We start from the raw sequence: 24,422 nt of genomic DNA, 5'->3' as shown, positions 1-24,422 counted from the left end.
TGGCAGAGTGGGTCACGGGCAGGGCGTCCGCGCGCAGACGTCGATGACCTTGCCGGTGAGCAGGAAGGCGGCCTTCTGTCTCTGGGCTCCGGCTTGGGCCCGTGGGAACTCGTGCGGGTCGTCCCCGTACTCCGGCCCGGCCGGGGCGAGGTTCGTCGGCGGTGGCGCGTACGCCGCGCCGCTGTTCCAGATCACGAGCGCCGAGCCGGTGTACGGGTAGCGGCGGATCGGCGCGATGCCCCAGTACGGACGCACGTCCGCTGACCAACCGTCGGCGAGCGCGGGTGTGTGCAGGCGAGCCCCGATGGTGCGCGCCTGGACCTCCGCCGCGGCGGGCGAGACCTGCTGGTCACCGAAGGCCACGTGCATCAGGACCTGGTGCGGTGGGGTGCCGGGCAATGGCCGGTCGGTCATGTGCTGTGCGTACCCGTTGGCCTCGGACCGGTCCCACAACATCTGCAGCAGCGCGAGGATCAGCTGTTGGTCGACCTTGTCCGGGTAGTAGCCGTCCATGACCGACTGGAACGGCGCGAAGTCCACGCTGCGTTGCAGCAGCGTGGAGTAGTTCATCGCCGGTACGCCGAGCACCGAGCGGGTCCAGTCCTGGGCGATGGCGGTGAGGGCGCCACCGTTGATGCCACCCTGGCTGTTGCCGTCGTAGTGCAGCCCGCCGGCCAGGTTGATCAGCGGTCGTGCGGTCGCGTCCCGGAACGCCGGGTGGGCGGCGAACCCGCCCGGGTGGATCATCGCGCGGCCCAGGAACAGGAAGTTCAGGAAGCTCTGCTGCAACCGGTCCGCCACGGCGGGAAAGGCGCTGAGGTCGGTGAATGCACCGGCCACGTAGGGGACGTCACCGGCGGCCATGCCGATCCAACTGGTCGCGCAGAAGGTGAAGTTGTGGGTGTTCGACATCGTCCTGACGTTGCCGGCGTTGATCTCGGTCGGCTTGCCGAGCAGGCCATGGCCGTAGAGCGACAGGTGTGCCGGCTTCGCGGCGGAGGCGCTGCGCGGGATGTTGCAGACGAAGTCCGCCGCGATCGTCGCGCCGGACGGCGTGGGCGGGGCGTTCGGCGTCTGCGGCGTCCCGGTGCCGCCAGCGGGCCCGTAGTGCAGCCGGGAGCCCGGCCCGCCGTCGCCGGTCAGATAGGACGGTACGCCGATGGTGCCGGTCACCTGCCGGGCGATCAGCGGCTCCTGCTCCGGTGGGTAGTCGGTCACCTGGGTGACGGTGAACGACGGTGCGGCTCGACGGAGGCTGGCGAACGCGCTGTCGCGGACCGCCAGCATCCGCCCGGTCAGACCCTGCCGGCTGGCCACCGTGAAGTCCCAGGCCAGGTAGAGGCTGTGCCGCTTGACCCCGGTGCGGGTCAGGTCGGCGAGGATCCGTTTCATCTGCGGCGCACGGCTGTCCCGATGGCTGAGGCCGGCACCGGTCACGTACGCCCTGAACGCCTTCGGTGCCGGGATCGACGCCCCGTTGCCGTCGCGCATGCCGCGCAGGCCGACGACGTAGCGGGTGCCCTCGGTCAGCGCCACCGCAGGTCGGATGATCAGCACCTGCCGGTCGGGCTGGCCGGTCGCGTGCGCGTCCAGCTCGGCCCAGTACGGCGTGCGCTCACCGGTCCGCGCGTTGATCAGCACGATCGGCGCGTCCGGCGCCAGCGAGCGGCCGATGTCGGTGACCGGCGCGATCCCGGTCGTCGTGGCGTCGAGGCCGGGCACGCGCACCAGGATCGGCGAGCCCGGGCTGAACCCGTCCTGCCGGTTCCATTCCGTCGGGTCGATCGGGGTTCCCTGCACGTTGGCGGGCATCGCGGCGGTCGCGAGCCGCACCCGCTTGCCGGTGGGGCTGGTCCGGTCCGGCACCGTGAAGTAGTCGTTCGGGAAGGGCAGCAGGCAGGCCGTCGGGTCGATCGGGTCGCAGGCCTGCTGCCCGGTCGGTGCAGGAGTGGCGGGCGGTGCCGCAGCGGCCGACGCCCCGAACAGGACGGTGCCCGCGGTCACCAGCACGGACACGGCGAGACGGAGCCCTCTGATTGTGGTCACACGCATCTCCTTCGACGCAGGTGGTGTTCTTCCTACGCTCGTGAAGGAATCTCAGCAACCAGCACGACGCCCGTGGATGAGCAGGCCCCCTGAAGGAGCAGTGCGACCGCGCCGAGGGCTCCGTCTGTCATTGGTCGGGGGCTGACAGGCTAGTTTGCTCGGATGAGTCTTCTCGATGACGTTGCGCGGCGTGACAACTGGCGATGCTGGGTGTGCGACGAGCCGGTCGACGCTGACATGTCGGTGAACGACCCGCGTGGGCCCAGCGTCGACAGCCGCACCGCCGACAAGAAGGCCAAGGTCGTCGAACGGCTTGCGCACCGCGCCTGCAACACCCGCAAGGGCGCCGTCAAGGTGGTCATCGCCTGGCCGGACCGTCTGCACGTGGTGGAGCCCGCGCCGCTGATCACCGTCGCCGAGAGGCTTGAGCGCAAGGGCGGCCGGGAGTTGGTGGCCCGTTGCCCGAGCAGGAAGGACGCCCAGGAGGCGGCGGACTGGTTGGTCGACCGGTTTTCCCGGCTGGTGCCCGGGCTGCCGGTGACCGCGAGCGTCGACGCGGGCGGCGGCCAGTATCTCGTCGCTCTGGCCACCGGCCGCCGCTGACTGGCGACCTGGCCGGCGGAACGTCACCGGCCAGGACCGCCCCGCCACGGGTACGGCAATGCGTCCGGACGCTGTCCGGACGCATTGGCATCGGCAGGTCGCTGACCGGCCGGTGGGTAGCAGTCTTGCTCAGAAAGGGGGTGCGTCCTGGCCCATCAGCGCCAGCACGACGCCTCCCTTTCCGCTCTTGAGGCCCTGAACGACGACCTTGCCGGTGCTGCCGTCGGGCAGCTCCAACGTGAAGGTCTTCCCGACCGCGTTCTTGGGGCCGTTGCCGGCGCTGTTGGCAGGTCGGAAGTCACCTGCCCACGGCGGGACCCCGCCCCTGCGGGCGGGCTCGGCGAAGAGAGCGGCGGTGCCGGGGGTCCTGGTGCCATCCGACGAAAGGAGCACTGAGGCGCTGCGAAAGGTAGCCATATGCGGCAAGGATATCCCGGACCGCGCCCATTTGCGCCACCGCGGCTCCCCGTGACGCGCCTGGTGCGCAAAGGGCACTATCAGCGGATGGGCGACCAACCGAAAAGTGTGCGTGCACGGGTGCGCCACCTGGCGGACCGTTCCTACGTCGTGCTGATCGACGGGCCCGATGGCGAGGTGGAGGTCGGTCGTACCCGCCGGACGCGTGAGGTGCTGTCCATGGCGCGAGCCGGGGCCGCACGTGCGCTTGGTGTGCCGGAGGGTGGTTTCGACCTCAACGACATCGCCCTCACGTTTGCCCGACCGCCCTACGGGACGGACGGGCAGTGGGTCCGCGTCGTCGCGGCGGAGGACCCCGACGACCCTTCCGGGGCCAGCGAGATCGGCTTGCTGGGCAGGGCGTACTGGTTCGATCACGAGGCCGCGTGGTTCGTGACGGTGACCGGCTCTGGCACCGGTCTCCATCCCAGCGAGCACCTCGACTTCGCCCCGTCGGTGACCGACGAAGAGGTCGCCGCGTTCGACGAGTACATCTCGGGCGCCAACCAGACACCTTGACACCTGTCGATGTTAGCGCCAACACTGAGACCGCAACCTGGGCGCAACGCCACCGTCATATCTCGCGATTCACTCGCGCATCGACCCCGGCGGGGCGCCGCAGGCTGGCGGCGCCGTCACCCGGGCGCCGCGGCCGGTTCCGGTCCCACGTGCTGCTCGGCGTCGACCTGATCGGCCACGGCGCCACCGGCCGGCACCACCTGCGCCGATGAGTCGCTCACCAACCGTACGGAGGACAGATGCCGCTGCCACTCCACCCAACCGATCCGCTTGCCCGCCTGGCAACCGGCGGTGGGCCTGCCGGCCGCCGACGCCTACGGTCGGTCGTGGCCGCGGTGTTGGTGGTGCTCGCCGTGGCAGCCGGCCTGCCGGCGGCCGGGCCGGCGCACGCCGCACCGGCGGTCAACTACACCAACCCGCTGGTGAACCAGAGGGCCGACCCGCACATCGTCCGGCACACCGACGGCTACTACTACATGACCGCGACGGTGCCGCAGTACGACCGGATCGTGCTGCGACGTGCGACCACCCTCCAGGGCCTGGCCACGGCGGCGGAAACCACGATCTGGAACCGGCACACCAGCGGCGAGATGGGCGCCCACATCTGGGCGCCGGAGATCCATTTCATCAACAACCGGTGGTACGTCTACTTCGCCGCGGGCCGCACCGACGACGTGTGGCGGATCCGCATGTACGTGCTGGAGAACTCCAGCGCGAATCCGCTGACCGGGTCGTGGACCGAACGTGGTCGGATCACGACACCGTGGGACACCTTCAGCCTGGACGCGTCGACCTTCGTCGCCAACGGGGTGCGTTATCTGACCTGGGCGCAGCAGGAGCCGGGCATCTCCAACAACTCCAACGTCTACCTCGCCCGGATGGGTGCCAACCCGTGGCAGATCACCGGCACGGTGACGCGGCTCGTCGTGCCGACGTACGACTGGGAGACCCGCGGCTACCGGGTCGCCGAGGGACCGGCGGTGATCCAACGCAACGGCCGCATCTTCCTGACCTACTCGGCCAGCGCCACGGACGCCAACTACTGCCTCGGGATGCTGAGCGCCTCGGCCACCGCCAACCTGCTCGACGCCGCCGCCTGGAGCAAGAGCCCCAACCCGGTGTTCGCCAGCAACGCCGCCACCGGTCAGTACGGCCCCGGCCACAACTCGTTCACCGTCTCCGAGGATGGGCAGAGCGACATCCTGGTCTATCACGACCGCAACTACCGTGACATCAGCGGCGATCCGCTCAACGATCCGAACCGGCGGACGAGGCTGCAGAAGCTGTACTGGAACGCCGACGGCACCCCGAACTTCGGCATCCCGGTGCCCGACGGGGCCACACCGGTGCGGCTGCGTTCACACGATCTGACCAGCAGCTACATCCGGCACTACGACTATCGGGCCCGGGTCGAGCCCAACGTGGCCAACCTGGCCGACTCGCAGTTCCGCATCGTCAGCGGCCTCGCCGGGGGCGGGACGGTGTCGTTGGAGTCGACCAACTTCCCGGGGTACTACCTGCGTCACCGTGGCTACGCCCTGTACGTCGAACGGAGCGACGGCTCGTCGCTCTTCGGCGGCGACGCGAGCTTCCACCGCCAATCCGGCCTGGCTGCCAGCACCGGGGTCTCCCTGGAGTCACAGAACTTCCCCGGCCGGTACGTGCGCCACCGCGACGGACTGCTCTACCTGGAAGCGGTGAGCACGAGCGCCGAGCGAGCCTCCGCCACCTTCCACCTGGAATAGCCGCGGGACCACTCCCCCATCGAGCCAGGAGTACCGATGACCCCCACCACCACGAGACCGTCCAGCCACGGCTCGATCCGCCGCGGCCGGCGTACCGGCCTCGTTCTGGCCATGATCACCGCGCTGGTCGGCGCCGCCGGCGCTGTGCTGGTCGGCGCGCCGCCGGCAGCGGCGGCCACCATCGACACCAACGCCTACTACGTCCTGGTCAACCGGCACAGCGGCAAGGTCCTCGACGTCCGGGACACCTCGACGGCAGACGGCGCGGTGATCCAACAGTGGTCCCGCAACGACGGCGAATGGCAACAGTTCCAGTTCGTCTCGTCCGGCAGCGGCTACTACCGCCTCAAGGCTCGACACAGCGGCAAGGTCGTCGACCTCTGGGAGTGGAACACCGCCGACGGCGCCGAGTACCGCCAGTGGCCGGATCTCAACGCCACCAACCAGCAGTTCCAGGTGCTCGACTCCGACGGCGGCCATGTCCGGCTGATCAACCGCCACTCCGCCAAGGCACTCGAGGTCTGGGAGCGGTCCACCGCCGACGGCGGCCGCATCAGCCAGTACACCGATCAGAACGGTGCCAACCAGCAGTGGCAGATGGTCCAGGTGGGCGGGGGCAGCACGCCACCCGGCTGTGGCAGCGGGTCGACCAACGCCGAGGCCGTGCTGAGCGGGAGCACCTGGACGGCCCGTAACGGCTCGTCGACGGTCTATTCGGGTACGAGCATGTTGTCGGCCATGCAGGCGGCGGTCAATTCACTGTCGGCTGGTCGGACGTCGAAGCAGCGGGTCGTGGTCCGCGGCTCCGGGTCGATGAGCGCGGGTTCACGGTTGTCGCTGCCGTCGTACACGACGCTGGCGGTGTGCGGCACGATCAACGTGACCGGATCGGGCTCGGGCGACCAGGCGCCGGTCTACTCGCGGGGAACCACGGATGTCGAGGTGCAGAACCTGACGCTGACCGGGTCGCCGTTGTACGGCATCTTCATGCGCAACGTGAACAACCTGACCCTCGGGCAGATCGACATGCGGCTCTCCGCCGGCCTCGGAGTACGCATCGACAACCACGGCGGCGATCGGTCGGTCAAGGTGCGCAACGTCCGCATCGACACCGTGTACGTGTCAGGCACCGGCACGCACGGGGTGGAGACGTACGGCGTGGACGGTCTGACCATCGGAACTGTCACGGCGCGGAACACCCGGGACTCCGGCCTGCTGCTCAACGACACGATCAACGCCACTGTCGGCACGGTCGACGCGCAGGGCGCCGGTGCCGGCACCGGGTACGCGGCTTTCCGGATGGCCAACCGCAACGGCCGGGTGGGCAGCTCGTACCCGACCAACATCCGGGTCGGAAATGTGATCGCGTCCGGGGGTGGCCGCGGGATCTTCTGCGTCTCCGAGTCCGGTGGCGCGGTCATCGACCGGGTGACGATCTCGAACACGGGGAACAACTCGATCCTGGTGGAGAACTGCTACAACGTCGTCATCGCCGGGGTGTCCGGGACGGTGACGGGCGGCGGCGAGATCAGGATCGCGTCGCGGACGGAGTTCCCGATCTCCTCGGGCATCCGGTTGCAGAACCTGACCGTCAGCGGCACCAACATCACCCAGAGTCCCTGCGGTGGCGCGAACAACACCATCAGCAACGTCACCCGGGTCAACTCGACGCTGACCTGGTGTTGAGAGGCTGGCCGCCGCGTACTCGATGAAGGGCGGTGGGTCCGCGCACGTTGCGGGCCCACCGCGGCGCTGCCTCCCGACTCCCCGCGCGGCGATGAGCAGTTATGGACGCACGACGCAGGATGATGAGCGGATTCCACAACTCGAAGCAGGAGGTCCGCGTGCGCGTCGTCCGCGTCCTGGCCAACCTTCCGGTGCCTGACATCAGCGCCGCCAAGGGCTTCTACAGCGACTACCTCGGGTTGAGCAACGAGGAGTTCAACCTGGGCTGGGTGGCCCGCTACACCTCGCCCGACAGCGGCGCGAGCGTGCAACTCGTCTCCGGCGACGCGTCCGCACCCGAGGATTCGGTCATCTCGGTGCAGGTGGATGACGTGGACGGCGCCTACGCGGAGGCACAGCGCCTCGGTTACGCGATCGTGCACCCGCTGACCACTGAGCCCTGGGGAGTGCGGCGGTTCTTCGTCCGCGCTCCGGACGGCAACGTCATCAACGTGGCAGCCCATAGTTCCTGACCAGGGACCAGGGACCAGGGACCAGGGACCAGGGACCAGGGCGGCGGCCGGGCCAGCCAGGTGCCGGCTGTCGCAGACCTCGTCAGCGGTTGAGGTAGGCGGCCAGGCCGCCGAGTTCCTCGCTGGCGATGAACACCGAGCGCACGTTGAGAAGGGCCTCCTCGACGTGCGCGGTACAGCCCCATGCCGAGTCACCCCACGAATCAGCGATCTTGATCTCGGCGGGTGCGGTGCAGCCGGGAGCATCGCCGAGCTGGCAGTGCTCCGGGTGTGGCAGTGCAGCCTGCGCGGCTGCGGCGGCACGCATCCGCGCGGCGAGTTCCGCGGAGGCGGCAGCACGCTGCTCGGCCTCGGCGCGCAGTTCCCGTTCCACGCGTAGCACCCTGGCCAGCTCGTCGTGAGCCGCCCTGGCGCGTGCTTCGGCGGCCGTCTTCGCCTGTTCGATGTGGTGGCGTTCGATGGCCAGGGCCGCGGTGCCGGCGAAGACCCGGGTGAGAGCGAGGTCCGAGTCCTGTGGGACGCGCGGGGTGCGGTGGTACATGGCGAACGTGCCCAGCAGGCCGCCGTCGCGAGCCAGGATGGGAGTGGACCAGCAGGCCGCCAGACCTGCCCGGTCGGCCAGATCCCGAAAGTCGTTCCAGAACGGGTCGGTGGTGATGTCGGTGACGATCACCGGTTCCCGGCGGTGGGCGGCGGTGCCGCAGGAGCCGACGCCTTCGCCGGTGGCGATGCCGTCGATGGCCTGGTTGTAGAAGGCGGGCAGGCTGGGGGCGGCGCCGTGGCGCAGGTGCCGGCCGTCGGCATCGGCGAGCAGCACCGAGACGAGCACCTCCTGCGGTGCCAGATTCTCGATACAGCGGGCCATCCCGTCAAGCACCTCAGTCAGGGGCGCCTGGCGGGCGATCTGCTCCAGCAGGGCGCGGTGTTCGGTCATCAACCGTTGGGCGTGCTTGACCTGGGTGGTCTCCACGCCGAGCACGCGGATCCCGGTCACCGTACCGGCTGCGTCTCGACGCGGCTCGTAGGAGACATCGAAGAAGGCCTCCCGGGCCTGCGGGCCGATGCCCAGCACGACCCGGACGTCACGGCCGACGTATGCCTCGCCGGTGCGGTAGACCTGATCCAGAAGAGCGATGAAGCCCTGATCGGCCAGCTCGGGCATCACGTCCACGAGAGCGACCCCGGTGCGGACCCGTTCCTGACCGATGGTCTCGAAGAAGGCCCGGTTCGCCGTCTCCACCACATGCGCCGGGCCGGTCAACGACGCGAAGACGGCCGTGGACTGCCCGAACAACGCCCGCAGATCCTCCTCAGCCGCTCCTCGCCCGGCAACCGCCGGATCCGCGGCAGGCACCGCCGTCATGTCGTGGTCCGCCTCTCCTCGGTTGCGTGGATGGTCCGTGACCCACTGGCCGGCGACGGAGGCCAACCACCGCCGTCGGTCACGTGTTCGCACCACCAACCTACGGGACACCGCTGCGGTGTCCACAGGACCGTGGCCGCCTACGCTGACATCGACGTGAAGGCCGGGCCGACAACGGTTCCTGGTGGCCGCCGGGGGCGTGCAGCCGCAGGCAGGGGTGCACGCAGATGAGAGGTGTGTCCTGATGAGCTCGACGACGACGCTGCTGGAACGCCTGCTCCAGGCCGGGATGAGCGAGGTCGTCACAGTGGAGCCGGTAGCGGGCGGGCTCGCTGCGCTCGCGGGCATCGCCACCCGTCGGGACGCCTCGTCGGTGTTCGTCAAGGGCTTCGCCGACGCGCCCGCCGAGGGGGTCTTCGTCGCGGAAGCCGAGGGGCTGGCCGCCCTACGCGAACTCGGCGGCATGGCCACACCCGAGGTGCTCCTGGCGGACCCGGAACTGCTCGTGTTGTCGGTGCTGCGCCCGAGGCCGCACACCGAGAGCTTCTGGGAGCAGCTGGCGCACCTGCTCGCCCGCATGCACACGAGCACGACCCATCCTCGCTTCGGATGGCACCACGACAACTGGCTGGGCCGCCGCCGCCAGGTCAAGACGTGGCATGACGACGGGTTTGCGTTCTTCGCAGAGCACCGGCTGCTTCGGTGGCTCGGGGAGCCCCGCGCCGAGGCGGCGCTCGACGCGGCTGACCGGGCGGCATTGGAGCGGCTGTGTGACCGACTGCCGGACCTGCTGCCGGACCGGCCCGCGTGCCTGACACACGGTGACCTGTGGACGCAGAACATCATGGCCACCCCGGACGGGCAGCCCGCGTTGATCGACCCGGCCGTGTCGTACATGTGGGCCGAGGTCGACCTCGCCCATGTGTGGTCCACCTCGCCCCCGCCCGAGGCGCAACGGTTCTTCCAGGTCTATGCGGACCTGACCTCGCTGGACGACGGCTGGCAGGCCCGCATGCCGGTCGTCCAGCTGCGACAACACCTCGCCGTGCTGGCCCAGTTCGACGACGACTGGGGTGCTGGCGAGCAGATCCGCGCCACCCTTGCCCCGTTCCGGACGCGATCCTGACCAGAGGCCCGGCAGTTGACCGCCGCAACCGCGCGAGCGGCCGCGTCGGAGCGGGTCTCACCGACGAGCGTCGTCATCATCGCCGCCCCGACCGCGACCAGGGCGACGCCCACGGACGTTGACGGCGGCCACCAGGGTGACGATCGCAGCGGTCAACTGCAGCACACCACCGAGCAGATCGACCAGGCTGGAGATGGCGCCAGCGTCGGGAACAAGGTGCATCGCGGCCTCCGGGTTCGTGCCCACCGTCCGCTTCCTGCGGAAGGCCCTCCCCCGGGCCCAGCGGTAACCGCTTGGACGCCGCTGCCATTGTGGCACCCTCCCGCACAGCAGAGGAAGGTGTGCACCAGATCGACATCTGCTCATACCAGGCGGTCACCGCCTCTGCACAAGCTCCGCCGCCCTGTGGGGGGTGCTGTCGCCGCCTGCCCGGGTGCGACGATCGGGGAGGGCCTGGCCGTGCGCGGTGAGGAGGTCGCCGACGTCGAGCCCGACGTCGCGGGCTGGCTGCGCCGGATCGGCCTGCTCACCCGATGACCCGCCGGAGAACGCCACCAACCCGAGGGCGAGGTCATCGGCCGCTCATCCGTTGGTCCCGGTCGCGACGCCTTCCCGCGTCGCGGCCCAGGTGGCGAGCAACTCCAGGCCGTCACCGGAACTGGTGCCCGGCTCGGCGGAGTAGGTCAGGACCGTCAGAGACTCGTCGCCGGACAACTCGAGCACTTCGAAGGCCAGGTCCAGGTCCCCGATGGCGGGGTGGCGGAAACGCTTCGTGCCGTGACGGTGCACGTAGACATCCTGGGCGGCCCACCAGGCGCGGAAGGACTCGCTGCGCATGGACAGCTGGCCGATCAGGTTCATCAGTTGCTGGTCCTCGGAGTGCTGCGCGGCCGCGATGCGCAGCGCGGCGACGGCGGAGCGGGCCACCTGCGCCCAGTCCGGGTAGAACGCCTGAGCGTGCGGGTCCAGGAAGATGAACCGCATCGAGTTCACCGGCAGCGCCGTGTCAACGGCGAACATGGGCGCGTAGAGGGCCATGCCCAGCGGGTTGGCGGCCAGGATGTCGAAGCGGTGGTTGCGGAGGAACGCGGGCACGCCGGTCATCGAGTGCAGCACCCGGCGGACTGCCGGCCGGATCTCGGTGACCTTGTCGCGGCGGGCGCGGGTGCGGGCGGGCCGGGAGCCGGAGGCGCGGGCGAGGTGGTGCAGGTGGGCGGTCTCGGTGTCGTCGAGCTGTAGCGCGCGGGCAATGGCGTCCAGAACGCTGTCGGACACGCCCGCGAGGTTGCCACGCTCCAGGCGGGTGTAGTACTCGACGCTGACGCCGGCCAGCGCGGCCACCTCGCCGCGGCGCAGCCCGGCGACGCGCCGGTTGCCGTACGCGGGGATGCCGGCCTGCTCGGGGCTGACCTTGGCCCGGCGGGAGGTGAGGAACGCCCGGACCTCGCTGCGCTTGTCCATGTTTTCCAGGTTAGGCACGCCGCCCGGCAGGAGGGGGTCCCTGCCAGTACCCGTTTGAGTAGAGGCTCCCCGGAAACCTGACTGCGGTGTGTGCTTGCTGAAGGCAGGACCGACCGGCGGGTCAGAGGGGATGTTGTGGCAGACGAGACGACGACCAGATGCTCGGGCGATGAGCTGCCGCCGGACGTCCTCCCCAAGATCGACTCCGTCTGTCACGCCCGGAACTGAAAGGAAACGTTCCATGCCAACCCCGCACCTGACGCTGAACAACGGCATCGAGATTCCCGCCGTCGGACTCGGCGTCTTCCAGACGCCTCCGCAGGCGACCCGCTCCGCGGTCGAGGCGGCGCTCGCCACGGGCTACCGACACATCGACACCGCGGCCGTGTACGGCAATGAGCGTGAGGTCGGCGAGGCGATTGCCAGCTCGGGCGTCGACCGTTCCGAGGTGTTCGTCGAGACCAAGATCTGGATCAGCGACTACGGGTACGACCAGACGCTGCACGGCTTCGAGAAGAGCGCCGCCAAGCTGGGCGTCGAGCAGATCGACCTGCTGATCCTGCACCAGGCGTTGCCGTCGGAGTTCGACCGGACCCTGGATGCGTACCGGGCTCTGGAGAAGCTGCTGGCCGACGGCAAGGTCCGCGCCATTGGCGTCAGCAACTTCATGGTCGACCACCTGACCGCACTGCTCGACACCGCGACTGTCGTGCCCGCGGTGAACCAGATCGAGGTGCACCCCTACTTCACGCAGCCCGAGGTGCAGGCCTTCGGCGCACAGCACGGCATCCTCTCGCAGGCCTGGTCGCCGATCGGTGGCATCACCTTCTACCGCGACGGGGAGCACACCAGCACGTTGCAGGATCCAGTCATCGGGGGCATCGCGAAGGCGCACGGCAAGACCCCGGCGCAGGTGATGATGCGCTGGCACGTGCAGCAGGGCCGCTCGGCGATTCCGAAGTCGACGAAGCCCGCGCGGATCGCGGAGAACTTCGACGTTTTCGACTTCGCGCTCACCAGCGAAGAGCTCGCCGCCATCGACGCCCTGGACACTGGCAAGCGCGGGGGCCCTGAACCCGCCGACATCACCCTCGCCGCCTTCGGCAGGCCGATCCCCGAAGCCTGAATCCACCCCGAGCCCGCTGTCCCGCAGGCCCACGTCGTGGGCAGTCGGCTATCCACTTCGACGAACGACAGGGAGAGCAGCATGCGTACGGTAAAGCTAGGTGAGCTCGAGGTTGCCCGCATCGGGCTCGGCGCGATGGGCATGTCGCATGGTTACAGCGGCGCCGGCAGCGACGATGCCGAGTCGGTCCGCACCATCCACCGGGCTCTCGAGCTTGGTGTCACCCTGATCGACACTGCGGAGATCTACGGCCCGTACGTCAACGAGGAACTCGTCGGCCGCGCCCTGCAGGGTCGCCGCGACCAGGTCGTGCTGGCCACCAAGTTCGGCCTCATCTCCCACGACGGCCGCGTTGCCGGAGGCCTGGACAGCAGCCCGGACAACATCCGCAGCGCGGTCGAGGGCTCACTCAAGCGCCTCGGCACCGATCACATCGACCTGTACTACCAGCACCGCGTCGACCCGAGCACCCCGATCGAGGACACCATGGGCGCCCTCGCGGCCCTGGTGCAGGAAGGCAAGATCCGCTACGTCGGCCTGTCCGAGGCCTGGGTCGACACCATCCGCCGCGCTCACGCCGTACACCCGGTCACGGCCCTGCAGTCGGAGTACTCGCTGTGGACGCGTGACCAGGAACAGATCCTTCCCGTGCTGCGCGAGCTGGGCATCGGCCTGGTGGCGTACTCCCCACTCGGCCGCGGTTTCCTCACCGGCGCCCTACGCACTCCGGCCGACGTCGAGCGCCTCGACGACAGCGACTTCCGCAAGAACCACCCGCGCTTCACCGGGGAGAACTTCCAGCGCAACCTGGGTATCGCCGACCAGGTGCAGGCGGTCGCCGACCAGGTGGGTGCGACCTCAGCCCAGGTCGCCCTGGCCTGGCTGCTGGCGCAGGGCGACGACGTCGTCCCGATCCCTGGCACCAAGCGGGTCAGTCGGGTCGAGGAGAACGCCGCTGCGGACACCGTCACTCTCACACCCGTTCAGGTGGCGACCCTCACCGCGCTGCCCGTTGCCGAGGGCGGTCACCACACCGACGAGCAGATGCGGATGATCGAACGCTGAGGCTCGACCAGACAGCCGGAGATGATCAAGGGTGTGTCACATCCATCGCGACACACCCTTGATCATCTGCCGGGACGCGACGGTTCGCCGCCAACAGTTCACCGCTGACGGTTCACCGCGCAGGATCTCGACGGGTCAGCAGCCGATGCGACTGGACCCGACCGCGACGTCGTCGTACCAGAGGGTGTCGGCCCCGCCGCCGTAGCTCTCCCAGCCCAGCTTCAGGTCGGTGAGTTGCGGTCGCCAGGTGCGGTTGTACCACTGGCCGTCGATGTCGTGCGTCGGGACGCCGTCCGCGGTCAGTCCGGTGACAGCGGTGCCGTCCAGCCACGTACGAAGCTGACCGGCCGAGCCGTCCACCATGAACTCCACACAGGCCCACCGGTTGACCGGTAGTGGCAGGCTCTGCGCCACCCCCGCCGGGCTCTGCTCGGGCAGGGTCGCGTCGTCGGAGGCGCGGTTCCACTGCAGGGCGCCGTTCTGGCCGCCCAACCGCAGGTCCTTGTTGCCGTCGGCGGCGTCGGCCATCGTCACCATCGTGGTGTGATCGGTGGGCTGGGCGGTGGTGTGCCGCACCCAGATCCGTCCGTACCGCACACTGCCGACGCCGCCGAGGTTCTTCGTCGACCTGATGAAGACGTGGTTGCAGTACCCGGCTGCGCCGTTGATCCGCACCGCCCGGCTGCCGCTGTGCGTGGTGGTCGTGTCGATGGTGGCCGTGCCGGCTCCGGAGCAGTCCGGGCTCACCACGGCCCAGTCACCGGACGGCGTCGAGCCGGTCTGGTTCTCGAAGCCGTCGCAGAGCACCGCCCCGGCGCATCCGACCGGCGGCTCGGTGGTCGGCGGAGGAGTCGTGGGCGGGGGCGTCGTGGGCGGAGGTGTCGTGGGCGGGGGCGTCGTGGGCGGAGGTGTCGTGGGCGGGGGCGTCGTCGGCGGAGGCGTCGTCGGCGCAGCACCGTTGCACGGCACTCCGTTCAGGCTGAACCCGGTCGGCGCGCCACCGCCGGCGCCGAACGTGCCCTGCACGCCGAACTCGGTCGCGCCGCCGGCCGGGATGCTGCCGTTGTAAGACGCGTTGCGGGCGGTCACCGTCGATCCGGACTGGCTGACCGTGGCGTTCCAACCGTTCGTGACGCGCTCGTCCCCGGCGTACGTCCAGGTGACGGTCCAACTGGACACAGCGGTGTCGCCCGGGGCGACCTTGATGTTGGCGGTGAATCCGCCGGACCACTGGTTGGCCGTGTAGTCGACCCGGCAGCCCTGGGCGGCTGCGGCCGGGCCCGTGAGCAGGGCTGTGCCGGTCACGGCGGCGGCCAGCGCGGCGACGACCACCAGGGTCGGAGCGGGGCGGGCACGGAAGATCGTCATGAAGGGTCCTTCTGCCATCGAGCTGAGCGGAGGCGACGCGGCGGCGCGCGTCCGGGACGGACGCGGCGCGCGACAACGCGCCCTGGGTGCGGCGCGGCGGCGCGCCACAGCGGCTGGTCGGCGCGTACGACCGAAGTGCCCGGCTCGGGGTGGACCTGTCAGCCGCCGACGGCCCGGTCGCCCGGACCACGGCGGTGCCCATCCTCAATCTATTTACCGCTCTCGATTTAATCAAGCGTCGGCAAGGCGGTGGTGGTGAGCGTCGTCCCGAATGTGCCCGGGAGGCGGCATCATCACGGCCCGCCCGGGTAGTTGGACGGGTAACAACAGGCCGAACGTGTCCGGCCCCTGGGAAGGAAGAACTTGTGCGTGGTGTCGTGATGCACGCTCCCGGCGACGTCCGGGTCGAGACGCGGGAGGATCCCAGGATCCTGCTCCCGACCGACGCGATCATCCGGGTCTCCGCGACCTGTGTCTGCGGTTCGGACCTGTGGCCGTACCGGGGGGTCGAGCCGGTCAAGGGACCGTCGCCGATGGGCCACGAGTACGTCGGCATCGTCGAGGAGGTGGGCGGCGAGGTCCGCACCATCAGGCCGGGCCAGTTCGTCGTCGGCTCCTTCTTCGCCTCCGACAACACCTGCCCGATCTGCCGTGCCGGCTACCAGTCCTCATGCGTGCACCGTGAGCCGGTCGGCGGGCTCGGCGCCCAGGCCGAGCACCTGCGCGTACCCCTGGCCGACGGCACCCTGGTCGCGACGCCGGACATTCCCTCGGACGACCTGATCCCGGCTTTCCTGGCGGCCTCCGACGTGCTCGGCACGGGATGGTTCGGTGCCGTGGCGGCCGAGGTCGGCCCCGGCAAGACCGTCGCGGTGGTTGGCGACGGTGCGGTCGGTCTGCTCGCCGTGCTGGCCGCGAAGCGGCTCGGCGCGGAACGGATCATCGCGATGAGCCGGCACGAGCCGCGCCAGAAGCTCGCCGCGGACTACGGGGCGACCCACATCGTCACCGAGCGCGGCGACGAGGGCGTGGCCCGCATCAAGGACCTCACCGACGGTCTCGGGGCACACTCCGTCATCGAGGCGGTCGGCACCCAGGAGTCGATGATGCAGGCCATCCGGGCCACCCGGGCCGGTGGTCACGTCGGGTACGTCGGCGTGGCTCACGACGTCGAACTGCCCGGGGATGAGCTGTTCTTCTCCCACGTACACCTGCACGGCGGGCCCGCCCCGGTGCGCCGGTTCCTGCCCGAGCTGATCGACCTGATCGCGACCCGGCAGATCGACCCCGGCAAGGTCTTCGACCTCACCCTCCCCCTCGACGAGGCCGCCGAAGGGTACCGGGCGATGGACGAGCGCCGCGCCATCAAGGTCCTTCTCAACCCCTGACCATCCCGTCGTCGCCCCGTCGACGCGGTTGGACCACACCGACGGGGCAACGATCCTCGGGAAGGGCGCTACTTCTTGGCGATGGTGATCGTCGCCGTGCGGTAGTTGTTGCGCTTGTCCGTCTTCGTCGGGTCGTAGTTCTTCTCGATGTTGCCGGCGCTGTCGACCGAGAACCAGCGGAACGTCGTCGTCTCGGTCACGTGGAACACCTGCCCCGGCTCGCGGAACTCGGTGGCCGCGTAACGGGGCGACTCAAGCGTGGGCCGGCTGCCGTCGGTCGTGTAGTAGATGGTGGCCGGCTCGCTGGTCTCGAAGCGCACGTCGACCGGCTCGGAGTAACGACCCCCGCCGGGGACCAGCTGCGACGTCGGATCCTTCTTGTCCTTGCCCCAGTCCGCCGCGACCCGGAACATCTCCATGATGCCGTTGGCGTACTCCATCGTTTCGGCGTGGCCACTGACCAGCTCCGGGTTTCCCGTCCACTCGGGTTGGAACGAACCGCCCTGCCAGTTGCCGGTGGCGGGGTTGTAGACGGAGCCGCCGACCTCCCAGCCGAACGCGTAGATGCCGTAGGTGTAGTACAGGTCCTCGCGTACGTTGCCCGCTGAGGAGTAGAGGACGTCCGATGAGCCGCCGACGTTCTCCGGCGTGACGACGGTTTCCCGGTGCGCCTTGACCTGCGACAGGATCCGAGCGGCCGACTGCCAGTAGAACGCCTCGTCACCCAGCGGCGGGCGCGGCGTGGTGATCCGTCCGTCCGCGATGTAGGCGCCCGGCTGCCAGAACAGCTGACCGCCGTTGGAGTGCACCGACATCATGAACTTGATGTTCGAGTACTTCTCGACCAGCCAGATGATGTTCTTCGACTCGGGCTCGGACAGCTCCTCCGGCCCCTGGTAGGTGCCACTGACGCAGTTGGTCGACCCTCCCGCGTAGCCGTCGTGGCCCGACCCGACCCGGTAGTTCCGGTTCAGGTCGACGCCCCACGAGTTCCGCTGCGCCGGATCGGCGCTGGCGTCCGGGCAGTGGTTCGTCATGTTCTTACGCTGCGAGGCGAAGTTGTAGAAGCTGTAGTTCGCCCCGTCGGGGTTGTTGGACAGGATGAAGAAGATGTCGGTGTTCTCGACGATCTTCTTCGTCTCCCGGTCCGACCGGTAGTTGTGCACCAGGCGCTCGGCCGACTCCAGGCTGGTCGTCGCCGGCACCCACTCGCGGGCGTGGTCCTGCGCCTGGATCAGGACACCAGGCTTCTTGCCGTCACGGTGCTTGCCGATCCGCAGGACCGGGATCGTGGCGGGGCCTCGCGGCACCTCACCCTCCGGTGCTCCGACGCGCTTCTGGTCCAGGAAGTCGGTCAGCGCGACCGGGCCGGCCGTCGGCGCGACGATGCCGCTGCCCTCGTTGGTGCGGTACGGGTGCGCCCGGTCGATGAGGCCCGCGGACCGGGTCCGCAGTGCGTCCGCCACCTGGGTGGCCGTACTCGCCGGCGCCCCGGCAGCGTCCGTGGCGAGCAGGACGCGAACCGCCTTGCCCGTGACCTCCACCGCGAGCGGGAGGTTCGCGTCGGGCCGGTCCACGAACTCCACTGTGATGTCGTTGCCGCCCTCGTGGCCCCACGCCGCGGAGGTTACGACGACCGCCGCCTGCCCGGTGCCGCCGAGCTGAGCCTGCGCCTTGCGTTGGTACCCGTTGGTCTGGTTCGGCAGGTAGACGATCTCGGCGATGTCCGGGTACTGGCGGGCGATCTCCTTGGCGCGACTGTAGAGCTGCTGCGGGTGCTTGTAGCCGTCCACGAAGTCCGACTTGTAGGACGGGTTCGCCGTCAGCGGCGGCGGGGCGTTCTCCAACCAGTTCGAGACCACACCGGTGGTGACCCCACCAGTGGAGCTCGTCACCTGGATCCTGGTCGGGCGGGTGTCGAGCTTGAACAGGTTCCGGTGGAACATGTACTGCCCGGAGTCGACGAACCGGCTCATCGTCCGGGCGAAGCCGAACGGGGTGCCCTTGCCCGAGTCGTTCTCGACCTGCATCCCGACGATCGGGTCCGCCTGCTGACCCTCGGTGGTCCGTGCCTCGACGTACAGGAAGCCCTGGCCCTTCGTGGTGAACCAGTCGGCGCGGGCGATGCGTACCGTCGCCTGGTGGTTCGACGGCTGGACAGCCCGCGCGCCGGCGGCGTCGACGCCGATGCCGATGCCGCCGTCGGCCTGGTCGCTCCAGGCGAAGCCCGCGTCGTCGGCGAGCACCTCGACGCCCATCGCCGTGAGTTCGGTGACCTGCTCGGCGGTCACCACCGCCTCGCCTTCGATGCCGGTCGGCACGCGTCGGAGGCCGTGCTCAAGGTCGAAGCCGGCAGCGGCCACCTTGTCCAGCATGTCGGCGCCGGTCAGCCTGATCTGTACGAGGCGTACCGACTCGCGATCCTCAGGTTGGGATCGGCTGGTGGCGGCTGACGGCCCGGTGGGATCGGCGCCCGCAGGCCCGGTTGCCACGAGGATGCTACCCACCAGGGCGGGCAGCGCCAGAAGCGCGATGCGCCGTTGTATGTGCCGCATTCCCCCTCCTTCTATTTACGACGGGTGGTTGAGGTGGTGGCAGGACTCCGTGCTCGTCGACGATCGTCGTTGCGAGAAGGACGGGAGGACGGGAGCCGGCTGGGTCCGGTGAGCGTATGTGCGTTTGCGGCCGCAGTGGATCGCCTCGATCGAATTTGAGCATTCCTTGAGGCGATCAACACCGCGGACGGCGCGAACGTGTCCACGGTGGGCGGCGCCTGCCACGAACGCGACTCGCCGTCGCGCGGTTCGCCCGGTGGCGGAGACCCGACACCGGAGCGCGAGGTAGCCGACTGTGACCACTGCATCACTGCGCGCACACTCCTCATCGACATGTTCCCGTCGACTGGAGGAACACATGCGTCTCCGATCGTTCGTCACCGCCGCGCTGGCCGCCGTACTGGCGGCCAGCGCGCTCGCGCCAGTGACCCCGGCAGCGGCGGCCACCGCCGACCGCTGGGGGTTCGCGTACGTCAAGGACCCCACAGTGCCGGTCTGGACCGTGCTGGACACCAGCCGGCAGTGGGGTAGCTGGAAGACCGCGTTCCCCGCCGCGTGGGCCGACGGTGTCAAGCTCGCGCCCGGCCGGTTCCAGGTCCGTTTCCCGCAGGTGGGGGCCAGCTCGCGCGGGGTGCCGCACGTGACCCCGGTGAACCGGACCGGGCACTACTGCGAGGTGGTCCGCTGGTTCCAGTCCGGCGCCGACGAGATCGTCGACGTGCAGTGCCACAAGCCCGGCGGCACGCGCGAGGACACCCCGTTCACAGTGCTCTGGACGACCAGCTCCGGCGTGCTGGCGGCCGGCACCTCCCACGCGTACGCGCAGTGGGGCGGCGGCGTGGTGGTGCAGTCGTACAACTCCACCGGCGTGGTGAACACCGTCGGCCCGCTGGGCGTCGGCCAGTATCTGGTGCGGCTGCCCGGGGTGGGTCTGGCCGGGCTGCTCGCCGGCAACGTGCAGGTCACCGCGGTGCAGCCGAACGCCGGCCCTCGCCGGTGCAAGGTCTACTCCTGGAACGCGGTCGGCACCGACGTGCAGGTGTACGTCTTCTGCTACAACCAGGCCGGTGCGCTCACCAACACCGACTTCGCCCTCTCGTACCACCGCCGTCGGCCGGTGATTGGCTCCCTCGGCCCGCCGTCGTACTTCGGTTACCTGGGTACCGCCGTCGGTGGGCCCACCAACGACAACTCGGTGCTCGGCGTCGGAGCGAACACGGTGGCACCGCTGGCCCCCGCCGGCCGCTACCTGGCGACCTTCCCGCAGATCGGCATCAAGGAGACCCACGCCCAGGTGATCGCGCAGGGTGCGGGTAGCAACTACTGCCACCTCACCCAACCCTGGACGTACACCACCAACGCCGACGTCGACGTGATCTGCTTCGACAACGCCGGCGTGGTCACCCCCCACCGGTTCCTGGCCACCTTCACCTCGCGGCTCTGACGCCGCCGGCACCGGCGGTGGCAGCCCTCAGGCCACCGCCGGTGACCGCGTCCATCACCCCCGCGCGGAGGTGTACGCAGCTACAGGGCAGCCGTGGTCTCTTTGAGGATGCCGGCAAGCGCGTCGTAGTCGACGGTCTGCCCGTCCTTGATGTCGACGGCTTTGCGTTCACCCTTGCCCAGGGATCGGAGGAAACCCTTGACCTCGGGAACGTCCGTCGCGTTGAACACCATGAAGGAGATCTTGTCCTTGGCCACCGAGATGACGGCCGCGTAGTGCCCGTTCTTGAGGTAGTGCGGCTTGCCGTACTGCAGTCGCTCCTCGACATCAGGAATGGTCTGGACGACCATCGCGCGCAGCTTCTCGCACACGTCGATCTGCCACGGCTGCGTCTTGTTGATGTACTGGGTGACGTCGTCACTCATGGCCATCTCCTTATTGTCGTTGCCAAAGGATGGTCGACCCGCGACGCTTCACCCGCAGCCCGACCCGACCTGATCCGGTCGCCGCCGGAGCCGCCCCTGCCCGGGCAGGATCGTACGACGAATCCGCACCTCGGAGGGGCCCCGTGGCCCTGGGATGTCGGCCCCGCCGCACCGGTCGGGTGCAGCGGCTCCGGAGCCCTGGATTACGGTGACCAGGAAAGGTGGGTGGATCATGGTGCCGCAGGTGTCACCGCGAAGGGCCTGGGCCGTGCTCGTCGCACTCTCCCTCGCGGCGTTCGCGTTCATCACGACCGAGCTGCTGCCCGTTGGGCTGCTGACCCACATCGCGCCCGACCTCGACCGGTCCCGCTCGCAGGTGGGTCTGCTCGTCAGCGGGTACGCCATCGTGGTCGTGCTGGCGTCCGTGCCGCTGGCCCGGCTGACCCAGCGGATACCCCGACGCCAACTGCTCGGCGTCACGATGCTCCTGTTCGCCGCCGCGAACGCCCTGGCCGCGCTCGCGTCGACGTACGCGGTGCTGGCCGGCTCCCGCGTCGTGACGGCGCTCGCCCAGGCGCTGTTCTGGTCCATCGCCACGGCGACCGTGACCGGCCCCTTCCCTGCCGCGGTGCGCGGCCGGGTGGTCGCGCTGTTCGCGACCGGAGCGACGCTCGCCCCCGTGCTCGGCGTACCCCTCGGCACCTGGCTCGGGCAGCAGGCCGGCTGGCGTACGGCCTTCGGGGCGCTGGCCGGAGTCGGGCTGGCGATCGCCGTCGCGGTGTTCATCCTCCTTCCCTCCTATCCCCCGGCTGCTGGCGGCGCCGCCCGTGGCACCGCACCCGACGGGCGGCGCTTCGTCCTCCTGCTGGTCGCGACCGCCCTCGGCATCGGCGGCTTCATGACCCTGCAGACCTACGTCACACCGTTCCTGCTCGACGTCACCGGCTTCGCCGACTCGGTGCTGGCACCACTGCTGTTCGTCTCCGGCGCGGCCGGCGTCATCGGCACCCTGGCCGCCGCCCGCACCCTGGACAGCCGGCCGACCGCCTCCCTGCTGACACCGCTGAGCATCGGCACGGCCTCCCTGTTCGGCCTGTACGCGCTCGGCGCGCTCCGACCCGGCGTGGTCGCACTCCTCGCCGGCGTCGGCCTGGCCTACGCGGCGTTCGGCTCCGCCGTGCAGAGCCGCATGCTGCAACTGGCCCCGGGCAGCACCGACATGGCGTCAGCCGGCGTCAGCACCGCCTTCAACGCCGGCATCGCCGGCGGCTCGCTGCTCGGCGGCGGCCTCCTGCCCACCCTCGGGCCACGCCCGCTGGCGCTCGCCGGCGGGCTGCTGACGCTGGCCGCCTTCGCGTTGCTCGCCGTGGACGCGTGGCGGAGCCGCGCCGTCGGGTCAGCGTCGGCCTCCACCCCTGGCAGCCCAGCGGCCGGGCGGGAGATCACGCCGGCCCGGACGGGAACGGCGTCGCACGACTGACAAAGTGCGTCACGGATCGCTGCGGAACGACGTGCTTTGCTCTCTCATTCGTTGGAGAAAGGGACGATCTGGGCGACCTCGCGCATCCGCAGTCCTTCATAAAGTCTGCGAGGCACCGGCGCCGCGCGACCCGCGCTGAAACGATTCCCTCGGCCGTCTTCTCAGCGGCAGCAACTGACGGGGCTCATCGACATGACGGACCATAGGTGGATGATCGGTGACCGGTGGGGCGTGACCGACAGCGAGACCCTGCGTACCTATCCCTGTGACGACCTCGTCGTCGCACCCGCCCTACAAGCCTGGCGCGGAGTGTCGATCGCGGCGCCCGCCGCAGCAGTGTGGCCGTGGGTGGCCCAGGTGAGGCTTGCGCCCTATTCGTACGACTGGATCGACAACCGCGGCCGCCGCTCGCCTCGACAGTTGCAGGGCCTACCCGAGCCCCAGGTCGGGGAAGCATTCACCACCGCCGGAGGACGAAAGTTCGGCCGGATCGTCTCGGTCGACCCCGGCAAACAGTTGACGAGCACCATCATGGGCGCCTTCATGTCCTACGTCCTCGTGCCCCAGGAGCACGACAGGACGCGCCTGCTGCTCAAGGTCGTCATGCAGACGACCCGCTGGGCCGCACTCGGCCTGTCCATCGGCGACCTGATCATGGCTCGACGACAGTTGCTGAATCTGAAGCAACTCGCCGAACACAACGGGCACCACGGACCCGCCACGGAATGAGATCAGGCGAACGGCGATCGACAGTCCTGGGCGGCTGCTGCGCGTCGTCCGCCCCGCATTCTGGGACACTCGGATCGCGGCAGATCCGGATGTGCGCGGCGGCCAGTCCGGCGAGGCGATCAGTAGGATCCCGGACATGTCCGATCTTGCTGCGCGGTTCGCCCAGCTCGCTGGCGAGTACGACTGTCGAAAGAGCGCGGCGACCGCGCTCGTCGGGCGTTGGGACTGGTACAAGTGGCCGGGTCTTGATCTTCGTCCGTTGCACTTCGAGCGGGATCTGCTCAAGGCTGGCCGTCGGTTGGACGCCAGGCCGCCGGTGGATCGGGATGTTCTGCGCATCGGGTTCGACGCCGAGGGCCGCGCGGTGGTGATCGAGGAGTACAGCGGCTTTCTTCACGGCCGCCTGTACTACGAGACGTTCGTCGGCCACGACGGCGACGTGGTCGAGGCGGCGCACTTCGATACGGACGGGCCCATCTACCTGTACGAATACCGCTTCGTGGACGGGTTGATGCGATCGGCCGACACGGTCGCGCGGGGCGGCTCGGGGCGGGAGTCGTACGCGTACACCGATGGGCGGATCAGCCGCGTCGAGATCGAGCACGACGGCCGGGCGCCTTCGGTGCTGACGGCGGAGCACGACGACCGCGGCCTGGTCCGCGTCGTCGAGGTCATGGGCCGTCGGTCCGAGGTGCGCTATGAGCGGCCGCCGGCCGGGTTCGACCTCGAAGCAGCATGCCGGGCCATCGAGGACGCATGCCTCACGCTGATCTCGGGCGCCGTGGCGCGCCTGGCGGTCGACGGCCCCGCCGCCTGCGTCGCGCTGAGCTACGACCGATCGGACGCGCTGTCCTTTGAGGTCCACGTGGCCAGTGAGGACGAGCGCGCGGCCCTGGCGGCGATCGACGCCCAGGCAGCATGGTCGCCGCCCGACTTCGAGGCCAGTACCGACATTGACCTCGACGATGCAGGATCGGTGCGGCTGGTACGACAGGAGCTCGCTCTGCTCGACGCCGACGACCTCGATGCCGCCGCCGGATCCGAGGTGAGCCGGCGACTGTTGTGCGCGGTGGCGGCTCGGCTCAACCTCCACGACTGGTCGGACACGCTGGCAGTCGCCGACGACTTCATGGTGTACCCGGTCGACCTTGAGCTGGTCGACCTGGAGCGGAACCTGGCCGAATGCCTGCCGCCGGACCGGCTCGCCCGGCTACGCGAGCGCGGCCTGCTGTGACTGACACCGGCCAGACCCGACCTCCGCATCGCTCGTCGGCACGTCCGGACGGCACTCAGGCCAGCTCGGCGGGCGCGCGCCTCGCGGCAGA

22 protein-coding genes are annotated in these 24,422 nt (G+C 69.6%); 14 read left to right on the top strand and 8 right to left on the bottom strand.

Translation table 11 applies throughout. From position 1 onward, the window contains the following. Positions 1-12: 12 nt before the first annotated feature. On the bottom strand, positions 13-2,052 hold the full coding sequence (locus KBX34_RS22010) for a hypothetical protein (RefSeq protein WP_247672085.1): 2,040 nt from the start codon (positions 2,050-2,052) through the stop codon (positions 13-15). A gap of 156 nt (positions 2,053-2,208) precedes the next feature. On the opposite strand from KBX34_RS22010, the gene KBX34_RS22005 reads away from it, so the two are divergent. Then, positions 2,209-2,649 (top strand): hypothetical protein, encoded by a 441-nt coding sequence (locus tag KBX34_RS22005; RefSeq protein WP_088948909.1) that lies wholly within the window; start codon positions 2,209-2,211, stop codon positions 2,647-2,649. A gap of 129 nt (positions 2,650-2,778) precedes the next feature. Here KBX34_RS22005 and KBX34_RS22000 read toward each other — a convergent pair whose 3' ends face one another. Continuing rightward, complete coding sequence (locus KBX34_RS22000) at positions 2,779-3,066, bottom strand: hypothetical protein (protein ID WP_218906239.1); 288 nt, start codon at positions 3,064-3,066, stop codon at positions 2,779-2,781. An 87-nt stretch (positions 3,067-3,153) separates the two neighbouring features. Between KBX34_RS22000 and KBX34_RS21995 the strand changes: the two genes are divergently transcribed. From KBX34_RS21995 to KBX34_RS21980, 4 genes are all read left to right on the top strand, one after another. After that, complete coding sequence (locus KBX34_RS21995) at positions 3,154-3,624, top strand: hypothetical protein (RefSeq protein ID WP_210926659.1); 471 nt, start codon at positions 3,154-3,156, stop codon at positions 3,622-3,624. A 239-nt stretch (positions 3,625-3,863) separates the two neighbouring features. After that, entirely contained in the window at positions 3,864-5,369 is a 1,506-nt protein-coding gene (locus KBX34_RS21990) for a family 43 glycosylhydrolase (RefSeq protein ID WP_210926657.1), read from the top strand. 36 nt (positions 5,370-5,405) lie between these two features. After that, positions 5,406-7,055, top strand: coding sequence for an RICIN domain-containing protein (locus KBX34_RS21985; protein WP_210926656.1), 1,650 nt, complete (start codon positions 5,406-5,408; stop codon positions 7,053-7,055). 158 nt (positions 7,056-7,213) lie between these two features. Beyond that, a complete protein-coding gene (locus KBX34_RS21980) occupies positions 7,214-7,567 on the top strand; it encodes a VOC family protein (protein WP_185755333.1) in 354 nt (117 codons plus the stop codon). Between the two features lie 82 nt (positions 7,568-7,649). Here the strand turns inward: KBX34_RS21980 and KBX34_RS21975 are convergent, their stop codons facing one another. Beyond that, positions 7,650-8,930, bottom strand: coding sequence for a GAF domain-containing protein (locus tag KBX34_RS21975; protein WP_088948913.1), 1,281 nt, complete (start codon positions 8,928-8,930; stop codon positions 7,650-7,652). A 244-nt stretch (positions 8,931-9,174) separates the two neighbouring features. Here KBX34_RS21975 and KBX34_RS21970 point away from each other — a divergent pair, with 244 nt between their 5' ends. Then, entirely contained in the window at positions 9,175-10,056 is an 882-nt protein-coding gene (locus KBX34_RS21970; RefSeq protein WP_210926654.1) for a fructosamine kinase family protein, read from the top strand. A gap of 57 nt (positions 10,057-10,113) precedes the next feature. On the opposite strand, the gene KBX34_RS21965 is transcribed toward KBX34_RS21970, so the two are convergent. Continuing rightward, positions 10,114-10,302: a hypothetical protein gene (locus KBX34_RS21965; protein ID WP_210790740.1), complete on the bottom strand. Its 189-nt coding sequence runs from the start codon at positions 10,300-10,302 to the stop codon at positions 10,114-10,116. A 159-nt stretch (positions 10,303-10,461) separates the two neighbouring features. Between KBX34_RS21965 and KBX34_RS34070 the strand changes: the two genes are divergently transcribed. After that, positions 10,462-10,593, top strand: coding sequence for a hypothetical protein (locus KBX34_RS34070; RefSeq protein WP_256439946.1), 132 nt, complete (start codon positions 10,462-10,464; stop codon positions 10,591-10,593). A gap of 45 nt (positions 10,594-10,638) precedes the next feature. On the opposite strand, the gene KBX34_RS21960 is transcribed toward KBX34_RS34070, so the two are convergent. Beyond that, a complete protein-coding gene (locus KBX34_RS21960) occupies positions 10,639-11,517 on the bottom strand; it encodes a helix-turn-helix transcriptional regulator (RefSeq protein ID WP_210790743.1) in 879 nt (292 codons plus the stop codon). Between the two features lie 241 nt (positions 11,518-11,758). Here KBX34_RS21960 and KBX34_RS21955 point away from each other — a divergent pair, with 241 nt between their 5' ends. Beyond that, the gene (locus KBX34_RS21955; protein WP_210926653.1) at positions 11,759-12,643 is read left to right on the top strand and encodes an aldo/keto reductase; all 885 of its coding nucleotides are present in this window, start codon (positions 11,759-11,761) and stop codon (positions 12,641-12,643) included. 81 nt (positions 12,644-12,724) lie between these two features. After that, positions 12,725-13,708, top strand: coding sequence for an aldo/keto reductase (locus tag KBX34_RS21950; protein WP_210926651.1), 984 nt, complete (start codon positions 12,725-12,727; stop codon positions 13,706-13,708). A 135-nt stretch (positions 13,709-13,843) separates the two neighbouring features. Here KBX34_RS21950 and KBX34_RS21945 read toward each other — a convergent pair whose 3' ends face one another. Next, positions 13,844-15,076 (bottom strand): cellulose-binding domain-containing protein, encoded by a 1,233-nt coding sequence (locus KBX34_RS21945; protein WP_210926650.1) that lies wholly within the window; start codon positions 15,074-15,076, stop codon positions 13,844-13,846. A gap of 365 nt (positions 15,077-15,441) precedes the next feature. On the opposite strand from KBX34_RS21945, the gene KBX34_RS21940 reads away from it, so the two are divergent. Then, a complete protein-coding gene (locus KBX34_RS21940; RefSeq protein WP_210926647.1) occupies positions 15,442-16,464 on the top strand; it encodes a zinc-dependent alcohol dehydrogenase family protein in 1,023 nt (340 codons plus the stop codon). 68 nt (positions 16,465-16,532) lie between these two features. Here the strand turns inward: KBX34_RS21940 and KBX34_RS21935 are convergent, their stop codons facing one another. Beyond that, on the bottom strand, positions 16,533-19,019 hold the full coding sequence (locus KBX34_RS21935; protein ID WP_210926646.1) for a M14 family metallopeptidase: 2,487 nt from the start codon (positions 19,017-19,019) through the stop codon (positions 16,533-16,535). Positions 19,020-19,377: 358 nt separating this feature from the next. On the opposite strand from KBX34_RS21935, the gene KBX34_RS21930 reads away from it, so the two are divergent. Next, positions 19,378-20,463, top strand: coding sequence for a hypothetical protein (locus KBX34_RS21930; RefSeq protein ID WP_210790760.1), 1,086 nt, complete (start codon positions 19,378-19,380; stop codon positions 20,461-20,463). Between the two features lie 80 nt (positions 20,464-20,543). Here KBX34_RS21930 and KBX34_RS21925 read toward each other — a convergent pair whose 3' ends face one another. Further along, positions 20,544-20,888, bottom strand: a complete 345-nt coding sequence (locus KBX34_RS21925) for a DUF1801 domain-containing protein (protein ID WP_088951848.1) — start codon at positions 20,886-20,888, stop codon at positions 20,544-20,546. A 244-nt stretch (positions 20,889-21,132) separates the two neighbouring features. Here KBX34_RS21925 and KBX34_RS21920 point away from each other — a divergent pair, with 244 nt between their 5' ends. The 3 genes from KBX34_RS21920 (at position 21,133) to KBX34_RS21910 (ending at position 24,331) form a co-directional block, all read left to right on the top strand. After that, complete coding sequence (locus KBX34_RS21920; RefSeq protein ID WP_307871466.1) at positions 21,133-22,368, top strand: MFS transporter; 1,236 nt, start codon at positions 21,133-21,135, stop codon at positions 22,366-22,368. Between the two features lie 210 nt (positions 22,369-22,578). Continuing rightward, positions 22,579-23,097: a polyketide cyclase gene (locus KBX34_RS21915; protein ID WP_210926642.1), complete on the top strand. Its 519-nt coding sequence runs from the start codon at positions 22,579-22,581 to the stop codon at positions 23,095-23,097. Between the two features lie 91 nt (positions 23,098-23,188). Then, positions 23,189-24,331, top strand: coding sequence for a hypothetical protein (locus KBX34_RS21910; protein WP_210926640.1), 1,143 nt, complete (start codon positions 23,189-23,191; stop codon positions 24,329-24,331). Positions 24,332-24,422 lie beyond the last annotated feature (91 nt).

The organism is Micromonospora sp. M61, assembly GCF_018070245.1.
GTDB lineage: Bacteria > Actinomycetota > Actinomycetes > Mycobacteriales > Micromonosporaceae > Micromonospora > Micromonospora zamorensis.
This window is presented reverse-complemented; position numbering and strand designations above follow the sequence as displayed.